This is a genomic window from Pseudomonas sp. S3_A03 (assembly GCF_054668275.1).
Window position 1 is genome coordinate 5,774,327 of record NZ_CP162753.1, and the last position, 17,716, is coordinate 5,792,042.

The 17,716-nt window shown below is 60.7% G+C and carries 14 protein-coding genes; 8 read left to right on the forward strand and 6 right to left on the reverse strand.

Annotation, left to right across the window (positions count from 1 at the left end):
• Positions 1-2 precede the first annotated feature (2 nt).
• From kdpC to AB4O25_RS26640, 3 genes are all read left to right on the forward strand, one after another.
• The gene (gene kdpC, locus AB4O25_RS26630; RefSeq protein WP_065876995.1) at positions 3-548 is read left to right on the forward strand and encodes a potassium-transporting ATPase subunit KdpC; all 546 of its coding nucleotides are present in this window, start codon (positions 3-5) and stop codon (positions 546-548) included.
• Between the two features lie 94 nt (positions 549-642).
• A complete protein-coding gene (locus tag AB4O25_RS26635; protein WP_460150166.1) occupies positions 643-3,294 on the forward strand; it encodes a DUF4118 domain-containing protein in 2,652 nt (883 codons plus the stop codon).
• A 37-nt stretch (positions 3,295-3,331) separates the two neighbouring features.
• Entirely contained in the window at positions 3,332-4,021 is a 690-nt protein-coding gene (locus AB4O25_RS26640) for a response regulator (RefSeq protein ID WP_017526576.1), read from the forward strand.
• A gap of 39 nt (positions 4,022-4,060) precedes the next feature.
• Here AB4O25_RS26640 and AB4O25_RS26645 read toward each other — a convergent pair whose 3' ends face one another.
• The gene (locus AB4O25_RS26645; protein ID WP_017526575.1) at positions 4,061-5,098 is read right to left on the reverse strand and encodes a patatin-like phospholipase family protein; all 1,038 of its coding nucleotides are present in this window, start codon (positions 5,096-5,098) and stop codon (positions 4,061-4,063) included.
• Between the two features lie 215 nt (positions 5,099-5,313).
• Between AB4O25_RS26645 and AB4O25_RS26650 the strand changes: the two genes are divergently transcribed.
• From AB4O25_RS26650 to AB4O25_RS26660, 3 genes are all read left to right on the forward strand, one after another.
• Entirely contained in the window at positions 5,314-5,592 is a 279-nt protein-coding gene (locus tag AB4O25_RS26650) for a hypothetical protein (RefSeq protein ID WP_003172685.1), read from the forward strand.
• A gap of 41 nt (positions 5,593-5,633) precedes the next feature.
• Positions 5,634-6,395 carry a CHAD domain-containing protein gene (locus AB4O25_RS26655; RefSeq protein ID WP_116079473.1) on the forward strand — a complete coding sequence of 254 codons (762 nt, stop codon included), beginning with the start codon at positions 5,634-5,636 and terminating at the stop codon, positions 6,393-6,395.
• Between the two features lie 89 nt (positions 6,396-6,484).
• Positions 6,485-7,282 (forward strand): acyl-CoA thioesterase, encoded by a 798-nt coding sequence (locus AB4O25_RS26660; RefSeq protein ID WP_460150167.1) that lies wholly within the window; start codon positions 6,485-6,487, stop codon positions 7,280-7,282.
• Positions 7,283-7,285: 3 nt separating this feature from the next.
• On the opposite strand, the gene AB4O25_RS26665 is transcribed toward AB4O25_RS26660, so the two are convergent.
• The 5 genes from AB4O25_RS26665 to AB4O25_RS26685 form a co-directional block, all read right to left on the reverse strand.
• Positions 7,286-7,648: an Mpo1-like protein gene (locus tag AB4O25_RS26665; RefSeq protein WP_065876991.1), complete on the reverse strand. Its 363-nt coding sequence runs from the start codon at positions 7,646-7,648 to the stop codon at positions 7,286-7,288.
• A gap of 123 nt (positions 7,649-7,771) precedes the next feature.
• Positions 7,772-8,197 carry an Imm50 family immunity protein gene (locus tag AB4O25_RS26670; RefSeq protein ID WP_116079471.1) on the reverse strand — a complete coding sequence of 142 codons (426 nt, stop codon included), beginning with the start codon at positions 8,195-8,197 and terminating at the stop codon, positions 7,772-7,774.
• Positions 8,175-12,908, reverse strand: a complete 4,734-nt coding sequence (locus AB4O25_RS26675; protein WP_460150168.1) for an RHS repeat-associated core domain-containing protein — start codon at positions 12,906-12,908, stop codon at positions 8,175-8,177. Before AB4O25_RS26675 ends, AB4O25_RS26670 begins: the two co-directional genes overlap by 23 nt.
• A gap of 198 nt (positions 12,909-13,106) precedes the next feature.
• On the reverse strand, positions 13,107-14,588 hold the full coding sequence (locus AB4O25_RS26680) for a methyl-accepting chemotaxis protein (protein WP_068937870.1): 1,482 nt from the start codon (positions 14,586-14,588) through the stop codon (positions 13,107-13,109).
• Positions 14,589-14,684: 96 nt separating this feature from the next.
• Positions 14,685-15,491, reverse strand: a complete 807-nt coding sequence (locus tag AB4O25_RS26685; RefSeq protein WP_068937871.1) for a TatD family hydrolase — start codon at positions 15,489-15,491, stop codon at positions 14,685-14,687.
• A gap of 235 nt (positions 15,492-15,726) precedes the next feature.
• Here AB4O25_RS26685 and AB4O25_RS26690 point away from each other — a divergent pair, with 235 nt between their 5' ends.
• Positions 15,727-17,148 (forward strand): MltF family protein, encoded by a 1,422-nt coding sequence (locus tag AB4O25_RS26690; protein WP_460150169.1) that lies wholly within the window; start codon positions 15,727-15,729, stop codon positions 17,146-17,148.
• Between the two features lie 103 nt (positions 17,149-17,251).
• Positions 17,252-17,686, forward strand: coding sequence for a DoxX family protein (locus tag AB4O25_RS26695; protein ID WP_017529401.1), 435 nt, complete (start codon positions 17,252-17,254; stop codon positions 17,684-17,686).
• Positions 17,687-17,716: the final 30 nt, after the last annotated feature.

Sequence of the window (17,716 nt, forward strand, 5' to 3'; positions counted from 1 at the left end):
ATATGTCCAACATCATCCGTCCGGCCCTGAGCCTGCTGGTGCTCATGACCCTGGTCACCGGCGTCGCCTACCCTCTGGTGGTGACCGGCGTCGCTCAGGTCGCTTTTCCCGACCAGGCCAATGGCAGCCTGGTGCGCGATGCCAGTGGCAAAGTGCGCGGCTCCAGCCTGATCGCCCAGGACTTTAGCGGTGACAGCTGGTTCCACCCGCGTCCTTCGGCCGGCGCCTTTGCGACGGTTTCCAGCAGCGCCAGTAACCTCGGCCCGAGCAACCCGGCGCTGGCCACCCGCGTGTTCGACGACGCCAACAAACAGCAGGTGCCCGGCCAGGGCCCGGTGCCTTTAGCCTCGCTGACTACCTCCGGCAGCGGTCTTGATCCACACTTGCCACCCGAGGCGATTGCCTATCAACTGGCGCGGGTGGCGGCGGCGCGGAATCTGCCGGTGTCGACCTTGCAACGGCTGTTGGATGAGCACACCGAAAGCCCGTTGGTGGGCCCGCCGGTGGTGAATGTACTGGCACTGAACATGGCCCTGGAAAAACTCTGAACCCTTGTGGGAGGGGCGGTGCGACGATTCGACTTGCTCCCACATTTTGATCGTGATTGAACTGACGATATCAACACCTGAAGGAACCCCACGCATGAGCGACTCCGGCCGCGCCGACGCCCTGTTAGCCGACTTACCCCGCAACGGCCGTGGCCGGCTCAAGGTCTTCCTCGGCGCCGCGCCCGGCGTGGGCAAGACCTACGCCATGCTTCAGGCCGCCCACACTCAACTGCGCCAGGGCGTGAAGCTGATCGCCGGCGTCGTCGAAACCCACGGCCGCGCCGAGACCGAGGCCCTGCTCAGCGGTCTGCCGCAGCAACCGTTGCTGCGCAGCGAGTACCGTGGCGTGATGCTCGAAGAAATGGATCTCGACGGCCTGCTCGCCGCCAAGCCCAAGCTGGTACTGGTGGATGAACTGGCCCACAGCAATGCTCCCGGCAGCCGCCATGAAAAGCGCTGGCAAGACATTCAGGAACTGCTCGCCGCCGGTATCAACGTGTTCACCACGGTCAACGTTCAGCATCTGGAAAGCCTCAACGATCAGGTGCGCGGCATCACTGGCGTGCAAGTGCGTGAAACCTTGCCCGACTGGGTGCTGCAAGAGGCCGATGAACTGCTGCTGATCGATCTGCCTTCGCGCGAGCTGCTGGAGCGCCTGCGTGATGGCAAGGTGTATGTGCCGGAACAGGCGCGTGCCGCTATCGACGCGTTTTTCACCCAGACCAACCTGATGGCCTTGCGCGAGCTGGCGATGCAGACCGCCGCGGCCCATGTCGACGACGACTTGGCCCAGGGTTATCGCCAACTTGGCCAGGCCGCCCCGGCGGTGCGCGGCCGTTTACTGGTGGGCGTGGATGGCGACGCGCAGGCCGAACGCCTGGTGCGGCATGCCAGCCGTGTGGCGCAGCGTCGGCACCTGCCGTGGAGCCTGGTGCATATCGATAACGGCCGTGCGCGGGATGAGCAGTCGCGCCTGCGCTTGCAAAACGCTCAGCAACTGGCCGAGCGCCTGGGTGGGGAGGTGGTGTTGCTACGGGCGGGGGAGGTGGCCAAGACGCTTATCCAGCACGCCCTCGAACGTCGCGCCAGCCTGTTGTTGGTGGGGCAGTCGCGAATGCGTTGGCATCGTCGCCTGTTTGGTGGCGGCCTGGCGTCGCGCCTGCTGCGCAATGCCCGAAGCCTGGAAATCAACGTGCTCGACAGCGACGACACGCCGGCATCGCCACGCTTGCCCGAGGTGCGTGGGTTGGTGTGGTTCGATTACGCCCTGGCGGTGGTTGCCACCGTCGTGGCCGCCGCCATGGCGTGGGCGGTGTCCAGTGTGTTGCCGCTGCCGAATATCTCGCTGGTGTTTCTCGCCGCCGTGCTGCTGGTCGCGGTGCGTAGCAGCCTGGGACCGTCCCTGGTGTGTGCGGCGTTGTCATTTCTCACATACGACTTTCTGTTTATCCCGCCGAATTTTTCCTTCGCCATCCAGCGCGAAGAAGACGTGCTGACCCTGCTGTTTTTCCTGCTGATGGCCGCGCTCACCGGCAACCTCGCCGCCCGCCAGCGCCGACAACTGCAAGCCTTGCGAGACACACAGGAAGAAACCAGCGAACTGCTCGACCTGTCGCGCAAACTCACCGCCGCCACCGATCGTCAGGCGGTGGTCAGCGCTGCGGCCCATCACCTGGAGGGCTGGAGCGACCTGGACCTGTGCCTGCTCAATCGCGATGGTCAGGGTGGCTGGAAAATTGAGACGGGCGGCCCGCTGACCCTCAGCGAATCTGAACGCGCTGCCGCCGACTGGGCCTGGCAGCATGATCAACCCGCTGGCATGGGCACTGGCACCTTGCCGTTTGGGCGCTGGTGGTGGTGGCCGTTGTCGGGTGAAGAAGGCCCGTTGGGCTTGCTCGGTGTCAGCGCCAAACCAGGGCTGGAGCTGAGCGGCCAACGTCGGCGTTTGCTCACGGCCTTGAGCCAGCCGCTGGCTCAGGCGCTGGCCCGGGCTCAATTGGCGCAGGAACTGGAGTCCGCGCGCTTGCACGGCGAAACCGAGCAGCTGCGCAGCGCCTTGCTCGCCTCTGTGTCCCATGATTTACGCACGCCGTTGACGTCCATGCGCGGCAGCATCGACAGCCTGCTGGCGCTGGGGGAGGTCATCCCCTTGGAGGATCGCCGCGAGTTGCTCGAAGGCACCCGCGACGAGGCCGAACGCCTCGACCGCTATATCCAGAACCTGTTGGACATGACACGCCTGGGCCACGGCGCCCTGAAGCTGGCGCGCGATTGGGTGTCGCCCGGCGATATCGTCGGCAGCGCCCTCGGCCGCTTGCGAGCGGTGCTGGCGCCGTTGCAGGTGAGCACCGACGTGCCGCCCGAGTTGCCGTTGTTGTACGTGCATGCGGCGCTGATCGAGCAGGCCCTGGTGAATGTGCTGGAAAACGCCGCGCGTTTTTCGCCGCCCCAGGGCCGTTTGAAATTGAGCGCGGGGGTGTTGGATAACCAGCTGTTTTTCGCCGTGGCCGATGAGGGGCCTGGGATTCCCGAGGACGAGCGCGTGAAGATTTTCGATATGTTCTACACCGCTGCGCGCGGCGATCGAGGCGGGCAGGGCACGGGCCTGGGGCTGGCGATTTGCCAGGGCATGGTCGGCGCGCACGGTGGGCACATCAGCGTGGCCGATGGCATCGAAGGGCGCGGTACCTGCATAACGCTGTTCCTGCCGTTACCGACACAGCCTGGCCTGGAGCGCGACTCGTGAGCTACCCTCTTTGCACCTCGTATTTTGATTGGACACCATGAGCCAGACCGCGACGATTTTGGTCATTGATGACGAACCGCAGATCCGCAAATTCTTGCGCATCAGCCTGGCCTCCCAGGGCTACAAAGTGATCGAGGCCGGTACCGGTAACGAAGGCCTGGCCCAGGCAGCATTGAACAAACCGGACCTGCTGGTGCTCGACCTCGGGCTGCCGGACATGGACGGCCAGCAGGTGCTACGTGAGTTTCGCGAATGGTCGACGGTGCCGGTGCTGGTATTGTCGGTGCGCGCCAGCGAAGGGCAGAAAGTCGAAGCCCTCGACGGTGGCGCCAACGATTACGTGACCAAACCGTTTGGCATCCAGGAGTTCCTCGCTCGGGTGCGCGCATTGCTGCGCCAGGCGCCAGCGGGGGAGGCGCAGGAAGCGGCGTTGAATTTTGGCCCGTTGACGGTGGACCTGGCCTATCGCCGCGTGTTGCTGGACGGTGCCGAAGTGGCGCTGACCCGCAAGGAATATGCAGTGCTGGCGCAGCTGGCGCGGCATGCGGGACGGGTGATTACGCAGCAGCAACTGCTCAAGGATATCTGGGGCCCTACCCATACCGAAGACAGCCACTACTTGCGTATCGTGGTGGGCCATCTACGCCAGAAGCTGGCGGATGACCCCACTCAGCCACGGTTTATCGTGACCGAGGCGGGGGTGGGGTATCGCTTGCTCAGTGCTTGAGCCTGATGCATTTCGTTGTCTGAACCGCCGCTATCGCGTTCAAGGCTGCTCACTCTCATATCGATCCAATGTGTCACTGGCAATCTCCCGCCCCAGGGCGATCAATTCCGGCGCCTTGTAGAACTCGAAGAACCGGCACACCCGCTTCGGCACGTTGATCAACACATCGGGCGGGTAGCCCGCGATCTTGTACTGGGCCAGCGACGTTTGCATCACTTCGAAACTCTGGTTGATCAGGTCCAGCAGCGACGCCGGCCCCACGTTGTCGATGATGAACGACCCGGTGGCCGACTTCGGCGCGCCGGGTTTTTCCGGCGCGGCGGCGGGTTGCTGGGATTCGGGTTCGGCCGATTCCAGCCACGGGTTGATCTCGGCGGCCTGGGCGTGCAGGGCTTCCTGCTCGAGTTTCATCAACTGCTCGGCCTGCTTGCGACGAAACGGCAGGTGCGAACCCAATGACTTGGCCAGGCTGTTAAAGCGACTCTTGAACGCGGGCGGGCGTTGGATTACCGGCAACTGGTAGTGCTTCTGGTTGGTGGCGTTGAGGTTGACCGCAATGATCAGGTCGCAGTGGCTCGACACCACCGGCACGATCGGCAACGGGTTGAGCAGGCCGCCGTCCACCAGCATGCGGTTGCCCTGCATTACCGGGGTGAACAGGCTGGGGATCGCCGCCGAAGCGCGCATGGCCTGATGCAGGCAGCCTTCCTGGAACCAGATCTCCTGCTGGTTGGTGAGGTCGGTGGCCACGGCAGTGTAGGGAATGCGCAGCTCTTCGATATTGATATCGCCGACGATCTTGCGGATCTGCCCGAAGACTTTCTCGCCGCGAATTGCGCCCAGGCGAAAACTCACGTCCACCAGGCGCAGTACGTCCAGGTAATCGAGGCTTTCAATCCAGCGGCGGTATTCATCCAGCTTGCCGGCGGCGTAAATCCCGCCTACCACGGCGCCCATGGAACAACCGGCGATACAGGCGATGTCGTAGCCACGCCGTTCGATCTCTTCGATCACTCCGATATGGGCGTAGCCCCGGGCGCCGCCGGAGCCCAGCACCAAGGCAACACGTTTCTTCATGGTCCATGTCCTTTATCGGCAGGTGCCCACAATGCACCTATTGAGGGGGCGGCTTCAATCTTCGCTGAGCTGCGCAATATTTTTCCAGAAAAACCACTAGGCTCGGGTATGCTCTGGCAATAGGTACTACCGATTTCAGGCTATGGACAAGGCACTTTTTGTCGTAGGTAACGTCTACACGCTACGACTGTTTTTCTATTTTTGAGGTGTCATCGATGAAAGCCTGGATGTGTGTGCCTGTGATCATGCTGGCCCTGGCCGGTTGTGCCGGGAAGACTGCCTACCGCGACAGCTGCGGCTCGCAACTGGACGCCGCCTGGAAAGAGCTCGATCTGGCCAAGGCAGAAGGGTTTGCCGGCACCGTCAGTTACTCCAAGGCTTTATCCCTGTTGACGGGCGCCAAGACCCAGCAACAGTTTGAAGCGTTTGAAGGTTGCTCCAACAAGGCTGAGAAGGCGCGGTTCTATATCCGTGAGTCGCGCGCCGGGCGTTGAGGTATAGCAAGTAGGATTTTTCATCGGAAAGTGAGGGCAGGATGTCAGCGTTGGTCGATCAGTTAGTCGCTCAGGTCATTGGCCTGGAAGTAGGGTTACTGAGCTGCCAGGCTCGCCTTGCTGCCGTCACCGACGATGAAGCCTTGCATGATTTGCGTACCACCGTGCGGCGCCTGCGCAGCCTGTTGCGCCCCTTGCGTGGGTTGCCAGGCGTCGAACAGCTTGAAATGGCCGCCGCCGCGGTCGGCCAATTGACCACGCCGCTGCGTGACCGTGAAGTGTTGGCGGCCTATCTGCATCAGCATGGTCATCACGCAGCGGCGGATCGGCGCTTGCGCCTGCAACCCGATGCGTATCGCCAGGTGGCGCAAAGTGCTCAACTTGCGCAATTGCTGCTGATCCTGGATGCCTTCCCGCGTTTTATTCGCGCCTCAGAACATCAGAAACTCCTCAAGGGCTTGCGCTCGCGCGTCGAGAAACGTCTGGCCAAGCAATGGCAGGCACTCGACGAGGCCCTGAAGGATCCCGACCATGATCGCCACCGCCTGCGCTTGTTGATCAAGCGTGTGCGCTACGCTGCCGAGGCCTATCCCGAACTGGACAGATTGCCTGCCAACGCCATGTCGCGCCTGAAGAAAGCCCAGGCAGCCCTGGGCGATTGGCACGACTGCTGGCAGTGGCTGGCCCAGGCCGAACAGCAAGCCGACCTGCAACCCTGCGTGGCGATATGGCATAAAACCATGGTCAAGGCCGAGGGGCAGGCGGATCGTGTGCTGGACAAACTCAGCGCCGAATGTTTCTGAATCGGTCCGGCTTTTGGCCGGAATGAGCGCTGTACCTCGCCGGTCCGATGGTTAAGATCCCCCATCTGTTCTTTTGACGTGAGGTCGCCATGCGCTTCAGTGATTTGCTCGACGCCGCCCGTAGCAACCCGTTGGATGTGACCATCCCCGCCGAATGGGCACAGGGGCGCGCGACTTTTGGCGGCCTGGTCGCCGCTTTGCAATATGAAGCATTGCGCGCCCAGGTGCCTGCCGATCGTCCATTGCGCTCGCTGGCGGTGACCTTCGTCGGCCCGGTGGCGCCTGACGTGCCCGCCAGTTACCACGTCGAGGTGTTGCGCGAGGGCAAAGCGGTCAGCCAACTGCTCGGGCGCGTGGTGCAGAACGGTGAAACGGCGACGCTGGTGCAGGCCAGCTTCGGTGCGTCCCGTGAGTCAGAAATTGATGTGGCAAGTGAAGCGCCGCCAGTGTTCAAACATTGGGACGAGTGCCAGGAACTGCCCTATATCAAGGGCGTAACCCCTGAATTCATGCGGCATATGGCAATGCGTTGGAGTGTCGGCGGGCTGCCATTTACCGGCAATAAATCCCGCGATATGGGTGGCTGGGTACGCTTGCGTGGCGATGTAAAAGAAGAGCCGCTGAGCGAAGCGCACATCCTGGCCTTGGTCGACGCCTGGCCTCCGGCCTTGCTCCCGCACCTGAAGAAACCGGCGCCGGGCAGCACGTTGACTTGGACCATCGAATTCATCCAGCCGCTGCAAGAGCTGACGACGCTCGACTGGTGCCAATACCACGTCAATATCGAACACGCCCGCGACGGCTACGGCCATGCCGCCGCCGCGCTGTGGAGCCCAACCGGCGAGTTGATCGCCCTCAGCCGCCAGACCGTGGTGGTCTTCGCCTGAACCTCAATGCCGATGGCGTTGCCGCCAGGCGCGCCACCAGCCCCCGCTTAACACAAAGCGCGGAAACGTCACGAACTGCTCGACCACCAGGCGCTGCACCGCATCCTTACGATCACTGAACGGCTCACTCGCCTCGGCTTCCAGGCTATGGCCGTGACGCTGCAGCGCCAGGCCCGCGAGGAGACCGACGATGCCTACCGCGAAACTGGCCAGGCTCAGGCTGAACACACCCGACACGATCAACAGAAAACCAATGATGAACAGCGGCACGGCAATCATATGCAGCGCCAGATTGGTCGGGTGCTGATGGTTCTGCGGGTAGTTACGCCATTGCCAGGCGGGGAGATTGGGATGACGTTTGCCCATGATGGTGAATCCTCTGTCCGTTGAAACAACATGCAGAGAGCTTAGGTGAGCGCCGGCGGGGTGGCGAATTGGGGTTGGCTATGGGGGGCATAGTTACCTTTTTGCGAATAAATTTTATACCTTTTATCGAATATCGTCCGACCAATTATGATCTTCCGGTCCAGCGCAATTTATATAAACCGAGGGGCCTTTCAGAGACAGCCATCTGGCCTTGAATTGAATAGAGGCTTCCTTTGACTCTGCGATGAAAAAATAATGACCGTCCTCATGCTTTATTGTTGCGGAAAATACTTCCCTGTGAGGAATGTTCACTATTCGCAGGTTGCTTATTTCAGAGCAGCTAAGTCCAAGCCGACATGTGTTGTATCCTTTATCCTTCCATTTTTCGGGAAGGTGATCGGGAAACTCGGGTATGTCAAAACCTATCCCTAAGTCAGGCTGGTCGTTTTCTATGCTCAATGCGTGTATATAAATTTTTCCGATTTTGATTGGGTGGCTGAATATTTTGTTAAAAAAGATCGTTCCATCAAGATCGTTCCAATGTTTCATTTTTTTTGTCCTTGAACAGGTAATGGTCTTTCGTCCCGGGAATATGTCCGGTTCGTGGTGTATCGATAGGGCGCAAATTAAAGTGAGCACCTTGATCCCCCACCCCGTTTTCGCCAAATTTATGCCCTGCGGAATGGTCTTGGATTAATATCGCGGAGCCATCTGCTCTCGTATAGTGGTAGACCCTTGTATTAATCGGTTTGCCTGAATTGTTCAAAATTTTTCGACCGCTCATATCCGACATTTTTACGATATCGTATTGTTTTTTTACTCCTGAGCGCTGGTCTGTCAGCACGTCTGGTTGCTGTGACATTGGTATATTGGCAGCTCTTTTCGCCTCCCTAAATGCTCCTTTTCGAGAAATCTCAGGTGTGCCCGGTTCGGCAGGAGAAGTGCAGGATGATTGTCTCTTTCCTGAACCTGGACAGTTGGCACTCAGACCTAGCGGATCCACCCATCCCGTAGGATTGGGCACGTACCTGTACGCGTTGATCCCTCCCGCCAACTTCACCGGGTCCGGCGTGAGGTAGCGACCAATATCCGGATTGTAGTAGCGATGGCGGTTGTAGTGCAGTCCGCTTTCCTGGTCGAAATATTGGCCTTGAAAACGTAGCGGGTTGTCGATTTTGCCTATGTCGAGGCGGCTGATCTGGCCGTAGGCGCGGTAATGGGCGGACCAGACGATTTCGCCGTCTGGGTCTGTGAGTTCCTGCGCTGTGCCGAGGTGGTCGAGTTGGTAGTGGTAGGACGTGGTTTCTTTGGGACCAAACCCTTTCAGTAAAGCCAGCGGCCGAAAGCTGTCCGGCTCGTAGAGGTAACTGCGATGGCGATCCGCATGGTGTTCGGCGATCAGCTTGTCGCCTTGCCAGAAAAACTCCGTCGTTCTGCCATCAACGGTCTTGCTGATGCGCCGCCCAAACGGGTCATAGCGGTAGCTGGCGGTTTGGCCGTTGGGCTGGGTAATGCCGATCAGCCGGTGCTGGCAGTCGTAGCGGTACTCGGTGACTAACGCATGCCCACGTCCACGCCGTTCGCGGATGAGGTTGCCGAAGGCGTCATAGTCGTAATGCCGGTCGCCCTGGATCATCAGGCGGTTACCCGCCACGATGTCCGGGCCGGGGCGGTCGTGCATCAGCAGGTTGCCGGTCGGGTTGTGGCCGAAACGTTCCTGCAGGTCCTGCGAGTGGTCGGCGCGGGTGAGGCGGCCTAGTGGGTCGTAGCGGTAGTGGTGTTCGCCTTTGCGGGTGTCGTTCAGGCGAGTGAGGTTGCCGGCTTTGTCGTAGTCGTAGTGGCGTTGGTAGAGGTGGTTTTCCTGCTGCGTGACGCTGTGCGCATGCAGGCGGTGTTGGTCGTCGTAGTGGTAGTGGCTGAGCAGTTGACCTTGTTGGCGTTGGTGCTCTTGGCCGGCTTTGAAAAGGTGGGAAGTCAGCAGTGTGCCGTTCAACTCAACGGTGGCGAGATGGCCGCCTTTGGCATGGTTGAAGGTCAGGCGATTGTTATCCGGCAAGCGCAGGTGTTGCAGTTGACCGCAGGCGTCGTAGCCATAACGCAAGGTGCCCCAGCCTTGATGCTCGGCGGTGAGGCGGTTTTGTGTGTCGTACTCGTAGGCCAGCGCCCAGTGGCCGTCGTCGACGCTGAGGAGGTTGCCTTGGCGGTCGTAGGTGTAATCGACCTTGTTGCCGTCGGGCAGGGTTTTTCGTACGAGTCGGCCGGCGTGGTCGCGCTGGTAAAAGGTAACTAGCTGACTGCTATCGTCGCCGTGTTCGGTTTTTTCCTGAAGGTTGCCGTTAAGGTCGTAGACGTAGGCGGTGCGCTGGCCGTCAAAGCCGATTTCCTGCTGGATCAGGCCGTTGGGGTGGTAGTTGAGCCGGTAGGTTTCGCCGACTTCGTTTTCGATTTCGGTGAGCAACAGCCGAGCGTTGTCGTAGCGGTAGTTGACCTGGCTGCCATCGGCGTTGAGGCGGCGGCTGATCAGGTGCAGGCCGTCGGCGTATTCGTAGCGGGTGACGTGGCCGAGTTCGTCGCGTTCGGCGGTGATTTTTCCGTAGGGGTTGTAGCTGTATTCTCGCGTGGCACCGCCTGGCAACACGATGCGAATCAATCGGCCGACGCTGTCCCATTGGTATTGGGTCAGCGCGCCTTGTTCATCCTCGCGGGCAATCTGGCGGCCCAGATCGTCGTAGCGATAACGCTTGGTGTCGCCATTGGGCAGTTGCTCTTCAATGAGCTGACCGCGTTCGTTCCACACCAGCCGATGACAGCTGTGGTCGGGATACCAAACGCCCGTTAGTTGCCCGTACTTGTTGTAGCTGTAGTCCGTCACCTCACCATCGGGATCGGTCCTACGCGTCAGGTCGCCCTGGTCGTTACGCTCATATTTCCAAACCGCCTCGCCACGCCGCACGACCCGTACGAAACCGTTGTCATGCTCGTAGGAAGTAGGCTCGTCATCGCCGGGAAACACCGCCACCAAGCGTCCGGCATCGTCGTACTGATACGCCGTCACCGCCCCCAGCGGATCCTGCTCGACCGTCAGTCGCCCCTTGGCGTCGTAGGATTTGAAGTGCTGGGCGCCGTCCGGATCGGTGCGTTGCACCAGCCGCGCGCGGTCATCGTGGACGTACACTTCCTGGCTGCCATCGGCGTTATGCACGACCACGCGGCCGTCGTCGCCCCAGGCATAACGCGTGTCCATCTGAGAAAAGCTGGCCCAGTGCCGCACGCATCGCGCTGCCTTGCCGGACCGCTCCCATTCCCAAAAGAAGCTCGCGCCACCGGCCAAGCCCCGCTCAAGAATCACATGCTGCTCGTCGTACCGATAAACCTCGCTTTCGCCGACGGCATTGGTCGCCGAGACCAGTCGTCCTAATTCGTCATAGGCGTAGGAAACAACGTTTTGTTCGGTGATCCATTCGTAGGGCTGGCGGTCTTTGCTGCGCTGAACCTGGTAGTCCACCGCGACGATGCGGTCCCGTTCATAACGCAAGCACAACGAGCGGCCGGCGCCGGTATCCAGGCGCTCGATGCGGCCCAACACATCCCGCGCAATCCGCAGGCGGTTGTCATACGCATCGCTGATCGAGACCAGCACCCCGTCGCGAAAGTGATAAAACCGTGAGGCCTGGGCCAGCACTAACTCATCCGGCGAAGCCCCCAAATAGATCGCCGCTTCGGCCAGGCTGTTGGTGATCGCCGGTCGCGCCTCGGTAGGCAGCGGAAACTCAGTCGACCGGTTTTCATGGTCGGTCCACACCACCGAATCGCCCGAAACAGAAAGCCGCTGCGCCAGCGAATGACTCCAGCCAAACCCCAGCCCAACATCCACTTCCACCGCGCTGGTGCGGTACAAACGGGTCCACTCAAACGGCAATATCCCGTCCAAAACACCATCGGTGAGGGTGAGCAATTCCTCCCCAGTGACCATCGACACCGGGCAGCCATTGGTCGCTGTTTTGTCCGCCGAAGTCGCCGCGTCACCCTTGGGATTCGTAGCCACGACCGGCACATCATCGACAGACTCCTGCCGAACCAACGCCGTCTGCTGGGACTTGTTACGAACCAACGGAACAGGGTTCGAAACCACCTGCTCCCCAGCCTTCAACGGCGCAACCGGAATCGTCTTGATCGGCGTTGGCGCGCTGCCCAGCAGCAATGGTTTAGCCGTCTCGACATGCAGTTCCAATCTCGGCCCCACAAGGTGCTTGGCGAGCAACTCCAACAACCCTCGCACCCGTACGGACTTGATGGAACTCAGCGTTTGGGCGCCCAAGCGCAGTGCCACGCCGGTGCCCGCCGTCGCCCAAATCAGCAGCAGATTGATCAACACCTCACCGGTGATCTCGCCGAGTACTTCGTACATCTCAGGCGGCGGCAACAGGCGTATCCAACTGACCATCGCTGTCAGGTAGATGAAGAGCAGCGGCTCATCACTAAGCACCAGCAAACCGTTGGCAATCGCGTCGCTGCCGAGCGCCAGCAGCGCATCGAGTTCAGCCTGGGAGATGTACGCCAACAGCTTCTCGCTGTTGGCCTTGAGATCCGCCAGCAGCTCATACACCTGCGTAACGTTGTCCCACAGGTTGTAGAGCGCCTGAGCCAAACCGCTGGAAAACGCCATGCCCTGCATCGCGCTGCGTTGCAACGATGTAGCGTTGGCAAACTCGTCCCACTGGGGTTTGAAAGTCTTGGCCCATTCATCACGCAGGCGCGTTTCCAGCTCCGCGATCACCGACTGATAAGACGCATACAGCGCCTTGACGTGATCCTTGGAAACGTCGGGATAAAACGTAATTTGGTATTGTTGGTCGCGGGTACATTCCTGGATTTCAAGAATGCCGCTGGGGCCGATGGTTCGATGGATGGGCGGTCCCGTCGGGTTGCCATCCTGGTCGATGGCCTGCAGCACTACCGGCGTGTTGCCGATAGGCACCGACCGTGTGCTTTCGAACATGTGCAGCAAGGTGAGCGAGCCCTGGGCATCACACTTGGCGACGACAGCGCTGGGCTCTCTGGAAGAAACCGGCGCGATCAATGCAACCTCTTCGCCGACTTTGAAAACCTGCTCCACCTCAAGCGCCGAGCCACTCCAGACGCTTTCGGCCCAGTCGTCAAAGGTGTTGAGACATGCCCGCAAATCACGCAAGACGCCTTCAACGTCCGGCGCCTTGGCATCCATGGGGGCCAGGACCAGGCTGGCAATGACCGGAATCAAGAGGCAGCCCCACTGAGCAGGGCATTAACGGGTAGGTACATCGGCGGTCCCTCGCACTGAATGATCAGGCGAGAGACTTTGGAGAGGTTCGTCAGGTAAAGAAGTCGGCGCTATTCGCCAGGACGGTTAGGAGGTTTCGCCAAAACGGCGGGTAAACGCAGGGTCGATCGTAGGAGTCGGATTACAGGTTGGTCGGTCCTACAGTTTCAGCTGGCCAATCGCCTTGCTCAACTCACCCGCCAGGGTGGCCAGCTCCTGGCTGGTGGTGGCCGAGTCCACGGTTTGCCGCACCGTGTTCTCAGTCACATCGCGGATGCTCACCACCGCGCGGTTCATCTCTTCGGCCACATGGCTTTGTTGTTCGGCGGCGACGGCGATCTGGGTGTTGCTCTCGCGCATCTGCGCCACGGCACCGGTGATTTCGGCGAGAGCGGCGCCGGCTTCCTGAGCCTGCTGCACGCAATCGTCGGCCTTGAACGAGCTTTCCTGCATGAAGTCCACGGCGTCGCGGGTGCCGGCTTGCAGCGCCGAGACCATGTGAGTGATTTCATCGGTGGAGCTTTGTACGCGTTTGGCGAGGTTGCGCACTTCGTCGGCGACCACGGCAAAGCCACGGCCCATTTCCCCGGCGCGAGCGGCCTCGATGGCGGCGTTGAGGGCCAGCAGGTTGGTCTGTTCGGCGATGCTGTGGATCACACTGACCACGCCATTGATTTTCTGGCTGTCTTCGGCCAGTTTCTGGATCATTTCGGCGGTCTGTTGCACGCCGCTGGACAGGCCCGCGATAGAGTGTTGCACGCGGGTTACTACGGCCTGGCCGCTGCCGGCGAGGGTGTCGGCGGTCTGGGATAAATCGCGGGTGGCGCCGGCATGCTGGGCGATGTGGTGGACGGTAGTGGTCATCTCGTTGATGGCAGTGGCGGCCTGGTCGGTTTCGCTTTGCTGGCCGAGCATGCCGTGTTGCACCTCGTTCATGCTGCCGGCCAGGCGTGCGGCGCCCTCGTCCAGTTGCCGGGCGGTGCGCGCCACAGTGTTGACGACCCGCTGGTAACCGGCCTGCATGGCATTGAATGCGCTGGCCATCTGGCCGACTTCGTCCTTGCAGGCCAACGGCACGCGGGCCGACAGGTCGCCGGTTTTCTCCACGTGTAGCATCACGTCCTTGAGGGTGTTGAGTTGGCTGAGCAGGAAGCGGATCAGCAACTGCGAAGCGCCGAGCATGGCGAGCATCAGGATGAGGACCGCCACCGCATAGTTGGCGAAGCGTTCGCCGAAGACCTGGCTCAGGCTGGGGGCGTGAGCAAGCACGGCGATATATTGCCCGTCAGGACGGGCGACCACTTCAGCGCCCAGCAGCGGGTTTTCACCGAACAGCGGCATAGGGTTGAGTTCGACCCAGCCGGTGCTGCTGCTCAGGGCGGACAGATCCAGGTCGCCAAGCTGTGGGACTTGGCCGCGTGCAAAAGCCAGCCAATGCTCGCCCTTGGGCAACGGTTTGTCGGCCGGCCAGGCGCCGAGCAGTTGCCCTTGGGCCTGCGCCGAGGCCTGGGACGCTGTGCTGCGCGCTTGTTGTTCGAGCTGCACGGCGTACAGGACCAGCAGCAGGGTGGTGATAAAGGCGACCGCGTTCACGGCCCAGAATTTGTACTTCAGCGAGATATTGCTAAGCCAGGCACCCATGGAAGGTTTTCTCTGATAGCGGAAACAGCATTGGCAAGGTGCCATTATTGTGCCGCTACTCAGAAATCCGGTTTTGACATGGGTCAATGCGCCGCATCAATCCACGCTAGGCAACCCAAAAAACGCCCGGGAGCAGGCGGTGCTGTGGCGGGCCAGGTCTTCCATCCTTTCGTTACGGTGCAGGGCGACTTCGCGCAGTACTTCGGTCAGGTAGGCCGGTTCGTTGCGGCCGTTCTTTGGCTTGGGTCGCAGGGTGCGCGGCAGCAGGTAGGGTGCATCGCTCTCCAGCATCAGGCGGCCGCGGGGAATTTCCCTGACCAGTGGATGCAGGTGCGTCCCACGGCGCTCGTCGCAGATCCAGCCGGTGATGCCGATGTGCAAGTCGAGGTCGAGATAGCCGAACAACGCCTGCTGTTCGCCGGTGAAGCAATGCACCACGGCTGCGCTGAGGTGGTCGCGGTAGCCCTTGAGGATGTCCAGCAAGCGCTGGTTGGCGTCGCGCTCGTGAAGAAATACCGGCAGTTTCAGTTCCACGGCCAGGGCCAGGTGTTCTTCGAGGACCTTTTCCTGTTGCGGGCGCGGCGAGAAGTCCCGGTTGAAATCCAGGCCGCATTCGCCCACCGCCCGCACACGGCTTTCGCTGAGCAAACCGCGCAAGCGTTGGGCGCTGTCATCATTCCAGTCACTGGCGCAATGGGGGTGGATGCCGGCGGTGCTGAACAGGCGTTGGCCGCTTTCATCGAGGTTTACGCACAGCTCCAAAGCCTGTTCGCTGCCGTCGACGCTGGTGCCGGTGAGCACCAACTGGTGCACGCCGGCGGCATAGGCGCGGTCGAGAACGGCCTGGTGCTTGTCGTCGAAACTGGGGTTGGTCAGGTTGACGCCGATATCAATGAGTTGCATGGTGCTATCTCCGCCTGCGGCCGGAAAGCATATCAGAGCTGTAGATTTATAAGAAAATCGAAGAACTACAACGAGTTATAGCTGTCTTTGAACGTCGCAAGTGACATCGTGATTGGCTGGCTGCCTTGCACTGTGCCACCGTTGCGCGCAAAGCCTGCGCTTAAAGCGCTCTGTTTCTGACTCCCAGCGCCTCGTTTTCGCGAGGGCACTGGCCAGTATTCTTTCCGGAGAGCGGATGATCCGACCCTCGGCGTTGCTTGTGTTGTGCCTGACATTACTGCTGCCCATGGCGGCGGTCGCGCGTCTGGACGGGCCGCTGGAAGTGACCAAGCCCGGCAAGGTGCGCGACCTGGCGCAGATCCGCGCCAGCCGCACCTTGCGTGTTTTGGTCAACCAGAGTCGCAACAGTTCCGGCGAAGTACAGGGCCAGGCCATCGGTGTCGAGTACCATCGCCTGCGGGCCTTCGAGCAATACCTCAATGGCCACGCCCGTGATGGCCAGGAAATCAACCTCAAGATCATTCCCAAGGCCAAGGACCAGTTGCTCGGCGCGCTGGCACGTGGCGAAGGCGACCTCGTGGCACCTGGCGAGTTGCTCGATGTAACCGCCGCTCACAAGATCACCACCAGCGATCCGATTGCCAGCGGCATACCCTTGTGGCTGGTTGGCGTAAAAGGCGAAAAACGCTTTACCAAGCTGGAGCAGTTGTCTGGGCGCACGCTGGCGCTGACCACCGGCAGTGCGGCGGCGGACGCCATCAACCAGGTCAACCAGAAGTTGGCGTTGCACAAGCAGCCGCCGATCAAAGTGGAATGGGTCGACCCGACCCTGGCCGTGGAAGATGTGCTGGAGATGGTCCAGGCGGGCATCTTTCATCTGACCATTGTCGAAAAGCCGATTGCCGAGCGCTGGTCGAAGGTCCTGCCCAAACTGCGTTTCGACAAGCAGGTGGTGATCAGTGAGCCGGGCGACGAGTACTGGTTTGTGAGCCAGGACGCTTCGATGCTGCGAGCCAGTATTGATCGATTTCTCAAGACTTACCGAACGCCGTCCGACCAGGATGTGGCCTTTCAACGTATCTACCGTCGCCTCTACCAAGTCCGTAATCCACTGGCCCGTGTCGACCGCCAACGCCTGGAAAAACTGCGCCCGGTGTTGCAAAAGCACGCCCGGGAGCAGGGTATGGACTGGTTGAACCTTGCGGCACTGGCTTTCAAGGAGTCCGCTTTCGACCCCGGTGCACGCAACAGCGGTGGCCCCACCGGCCTGATGCAGATCACACCCTCGGCGGCGCAACGGGTGGGCGTCAACAATATTGAAAACCTCGACAGCAATGTGCAGGCGGGCGCACGTTACCTGGCGTTGATCCGGCGCAAATTTTTTGCCAGCCCCAAGCTTAACGAGCGCGAACGCATGGCGTTTGTGCTGGCGGCCTACAACATGGGGCCGGAGCGGGTGCAGGGCATGCGTACCGAGGCCAAGCGCCGGGGGCTTAATCCGAACCAGTGGTTCTTCCAGGTCGAACGCATCGCCATGGAGCAGGTGGGGATGGGCGGGGTCAGCTATGTTAATAGCGTCAACAAGTATTATTTGGCGTTTGACCGGGAGCGGGAGTCTCTGGAGCCCCCGGTGGCGAAAGTGGCATCACGCGAGTGATCAGGTTTATCGATATTAATTAAGCATTTTTTCGGCTTTTATCATTGCTTAAACTGATTAATATAGCGGCCAACCAACCCCTACTCCGAAAAGGATTCTCAGCATGAGCCCAATGATCAAAAGTCTTCTGTCCACCCGTGCCGGCTACGGCCTGACTATTTTGCGCATTGTTGTCGGCATCATCTTCGCCGCGCACGGGTCGCAAAAACTCTTTGGCTGGTTCGGCGGCTACGGTCTGGCGGGCACTGCCCAGTGGATGGAAAGCATTGGCCTGGCACCGGGTACCCTGATGGCGCTGCTGTCGGGTGGCACCGAGTTCTTTGCCGGCCTGGCGTTGATCATTGGCTTGCTGGTACGCCCGGCGGCGTTGGGCCTGACCATCCTGTCGCTGGTGGCGATCTTCTCGGTGCATATCCATAACGGTCTGTTCATGGCCAATAACGGTTACGAGTTCGCACTGGCCTTGTTGGGCGGCTCGCTGGCAGTGTTGCTGGAAGGTGCCGGCAAACTGTCTGCCGACCGGGCCATCGCCAACTGATTGCCTGCTGACACATCGAAAAGGCCCGCC

What these genes read in the sequence shown, in the direction of transcription:
- AB4O25_RS26650 (WP_003172685.1), top strand. Translation starts at nt 5,314, where the DNA reads ATGAAAGCCTGGATGTGTGTGCCTGTGATCATGCTGGCCCTGGCCGGT.
- AB4O25_RS26690 (WP_460150169.1), top strand. Translation starts at nt 15,727, where the DNA reads ATGATCCGACCCTCGGCGTTGCTTGTGTTGTGCCTGACATTACTGCTG.
- AB4O25_RS26685 (WP_068937871.1), bottom strand. Translation starts at nt 15,491, where the DNA reads ATGCAACTCATTGATATCGGCGTCAACCTGACCAACCCCAGTTTCGAC.
- AB4O25_RS26695 (WP_017529401.1), top strand. Translation starts at nt 17,252, where the DNA reads ATGAGCCCAATGATCAAAAGTCTTCTGTCCACCCGTGCCGGCTACGGC.
- AB4O25_RS26645 (WP_017526575.1), bottom strand. Translation starts at nt 5,098, where the DNA reads ATGAAGAAACGTGTTGCCTTGGTGCTGGGCTCCGGCGGCGCCCGGGGC.
- kdpC (WP_065876995.1), top strand. Translation starts at nt 3, where the DNA reads ATGTCCAACATCATCCGTCCGGCCCTGAGCCTGCTGGTGCTCATGACC.
- AB4O25_RS26680 (WP_068937870.1), bottom strand. Translation starts at nt 14,588, where the DNA reads ATGGGTGCCTGGCTTAGCAATATCTCGCTGAAGTACAAATTCTGGGCC.
- AB4O25_RS26655 (WP_116079473.1), top strand. Translation starts at nt 5,634, where the DNA reads ATGTCAGCGTTGGTCGATCAGTTAGTCGCTCAGGTCATTGGCCTGGAA.
- AB4O25_RS26640 (WP_017526576.1), top strand. Translation starts at nt 3,332, where the DNA reads ATGAGCCAGACCGCGACGATTTTGGTCATTGATGACGAACCGCAGATC.
- AB4O25_RS26635 (WP_460150166.1), top strand. Translation starts at nt 643, where the DNA reads ATGAGCGACTCCGGCCGCGCCGACGCCCTGTTAGCCGACTTACCCCGC.
- AB4O25_RS26670 (WP_116079471.1), bottom strand. Translation starts at nt 8,197, where the DNA reads ATGAAACATTGGAACGATCTTGATGGAACGATCTTTTTTAACAAAATA.
- AB4O25_RS26660 (WP_460150167.1), top strand. Translation starts at nt 6,485, where the DNA reads ATGCGCTTCAGTGATTTGCTCGACGCCGCCCGTAGCAACCCGTTGGAT.
- AB4O25_RS26665 (WP_065876991.1), bottom strand. Translation starts at nt 7,648, where the DNA reads ATGGGCAAACGTCATCCCAATCTCCCCGCCTGGCAATGGCGTAACTAC.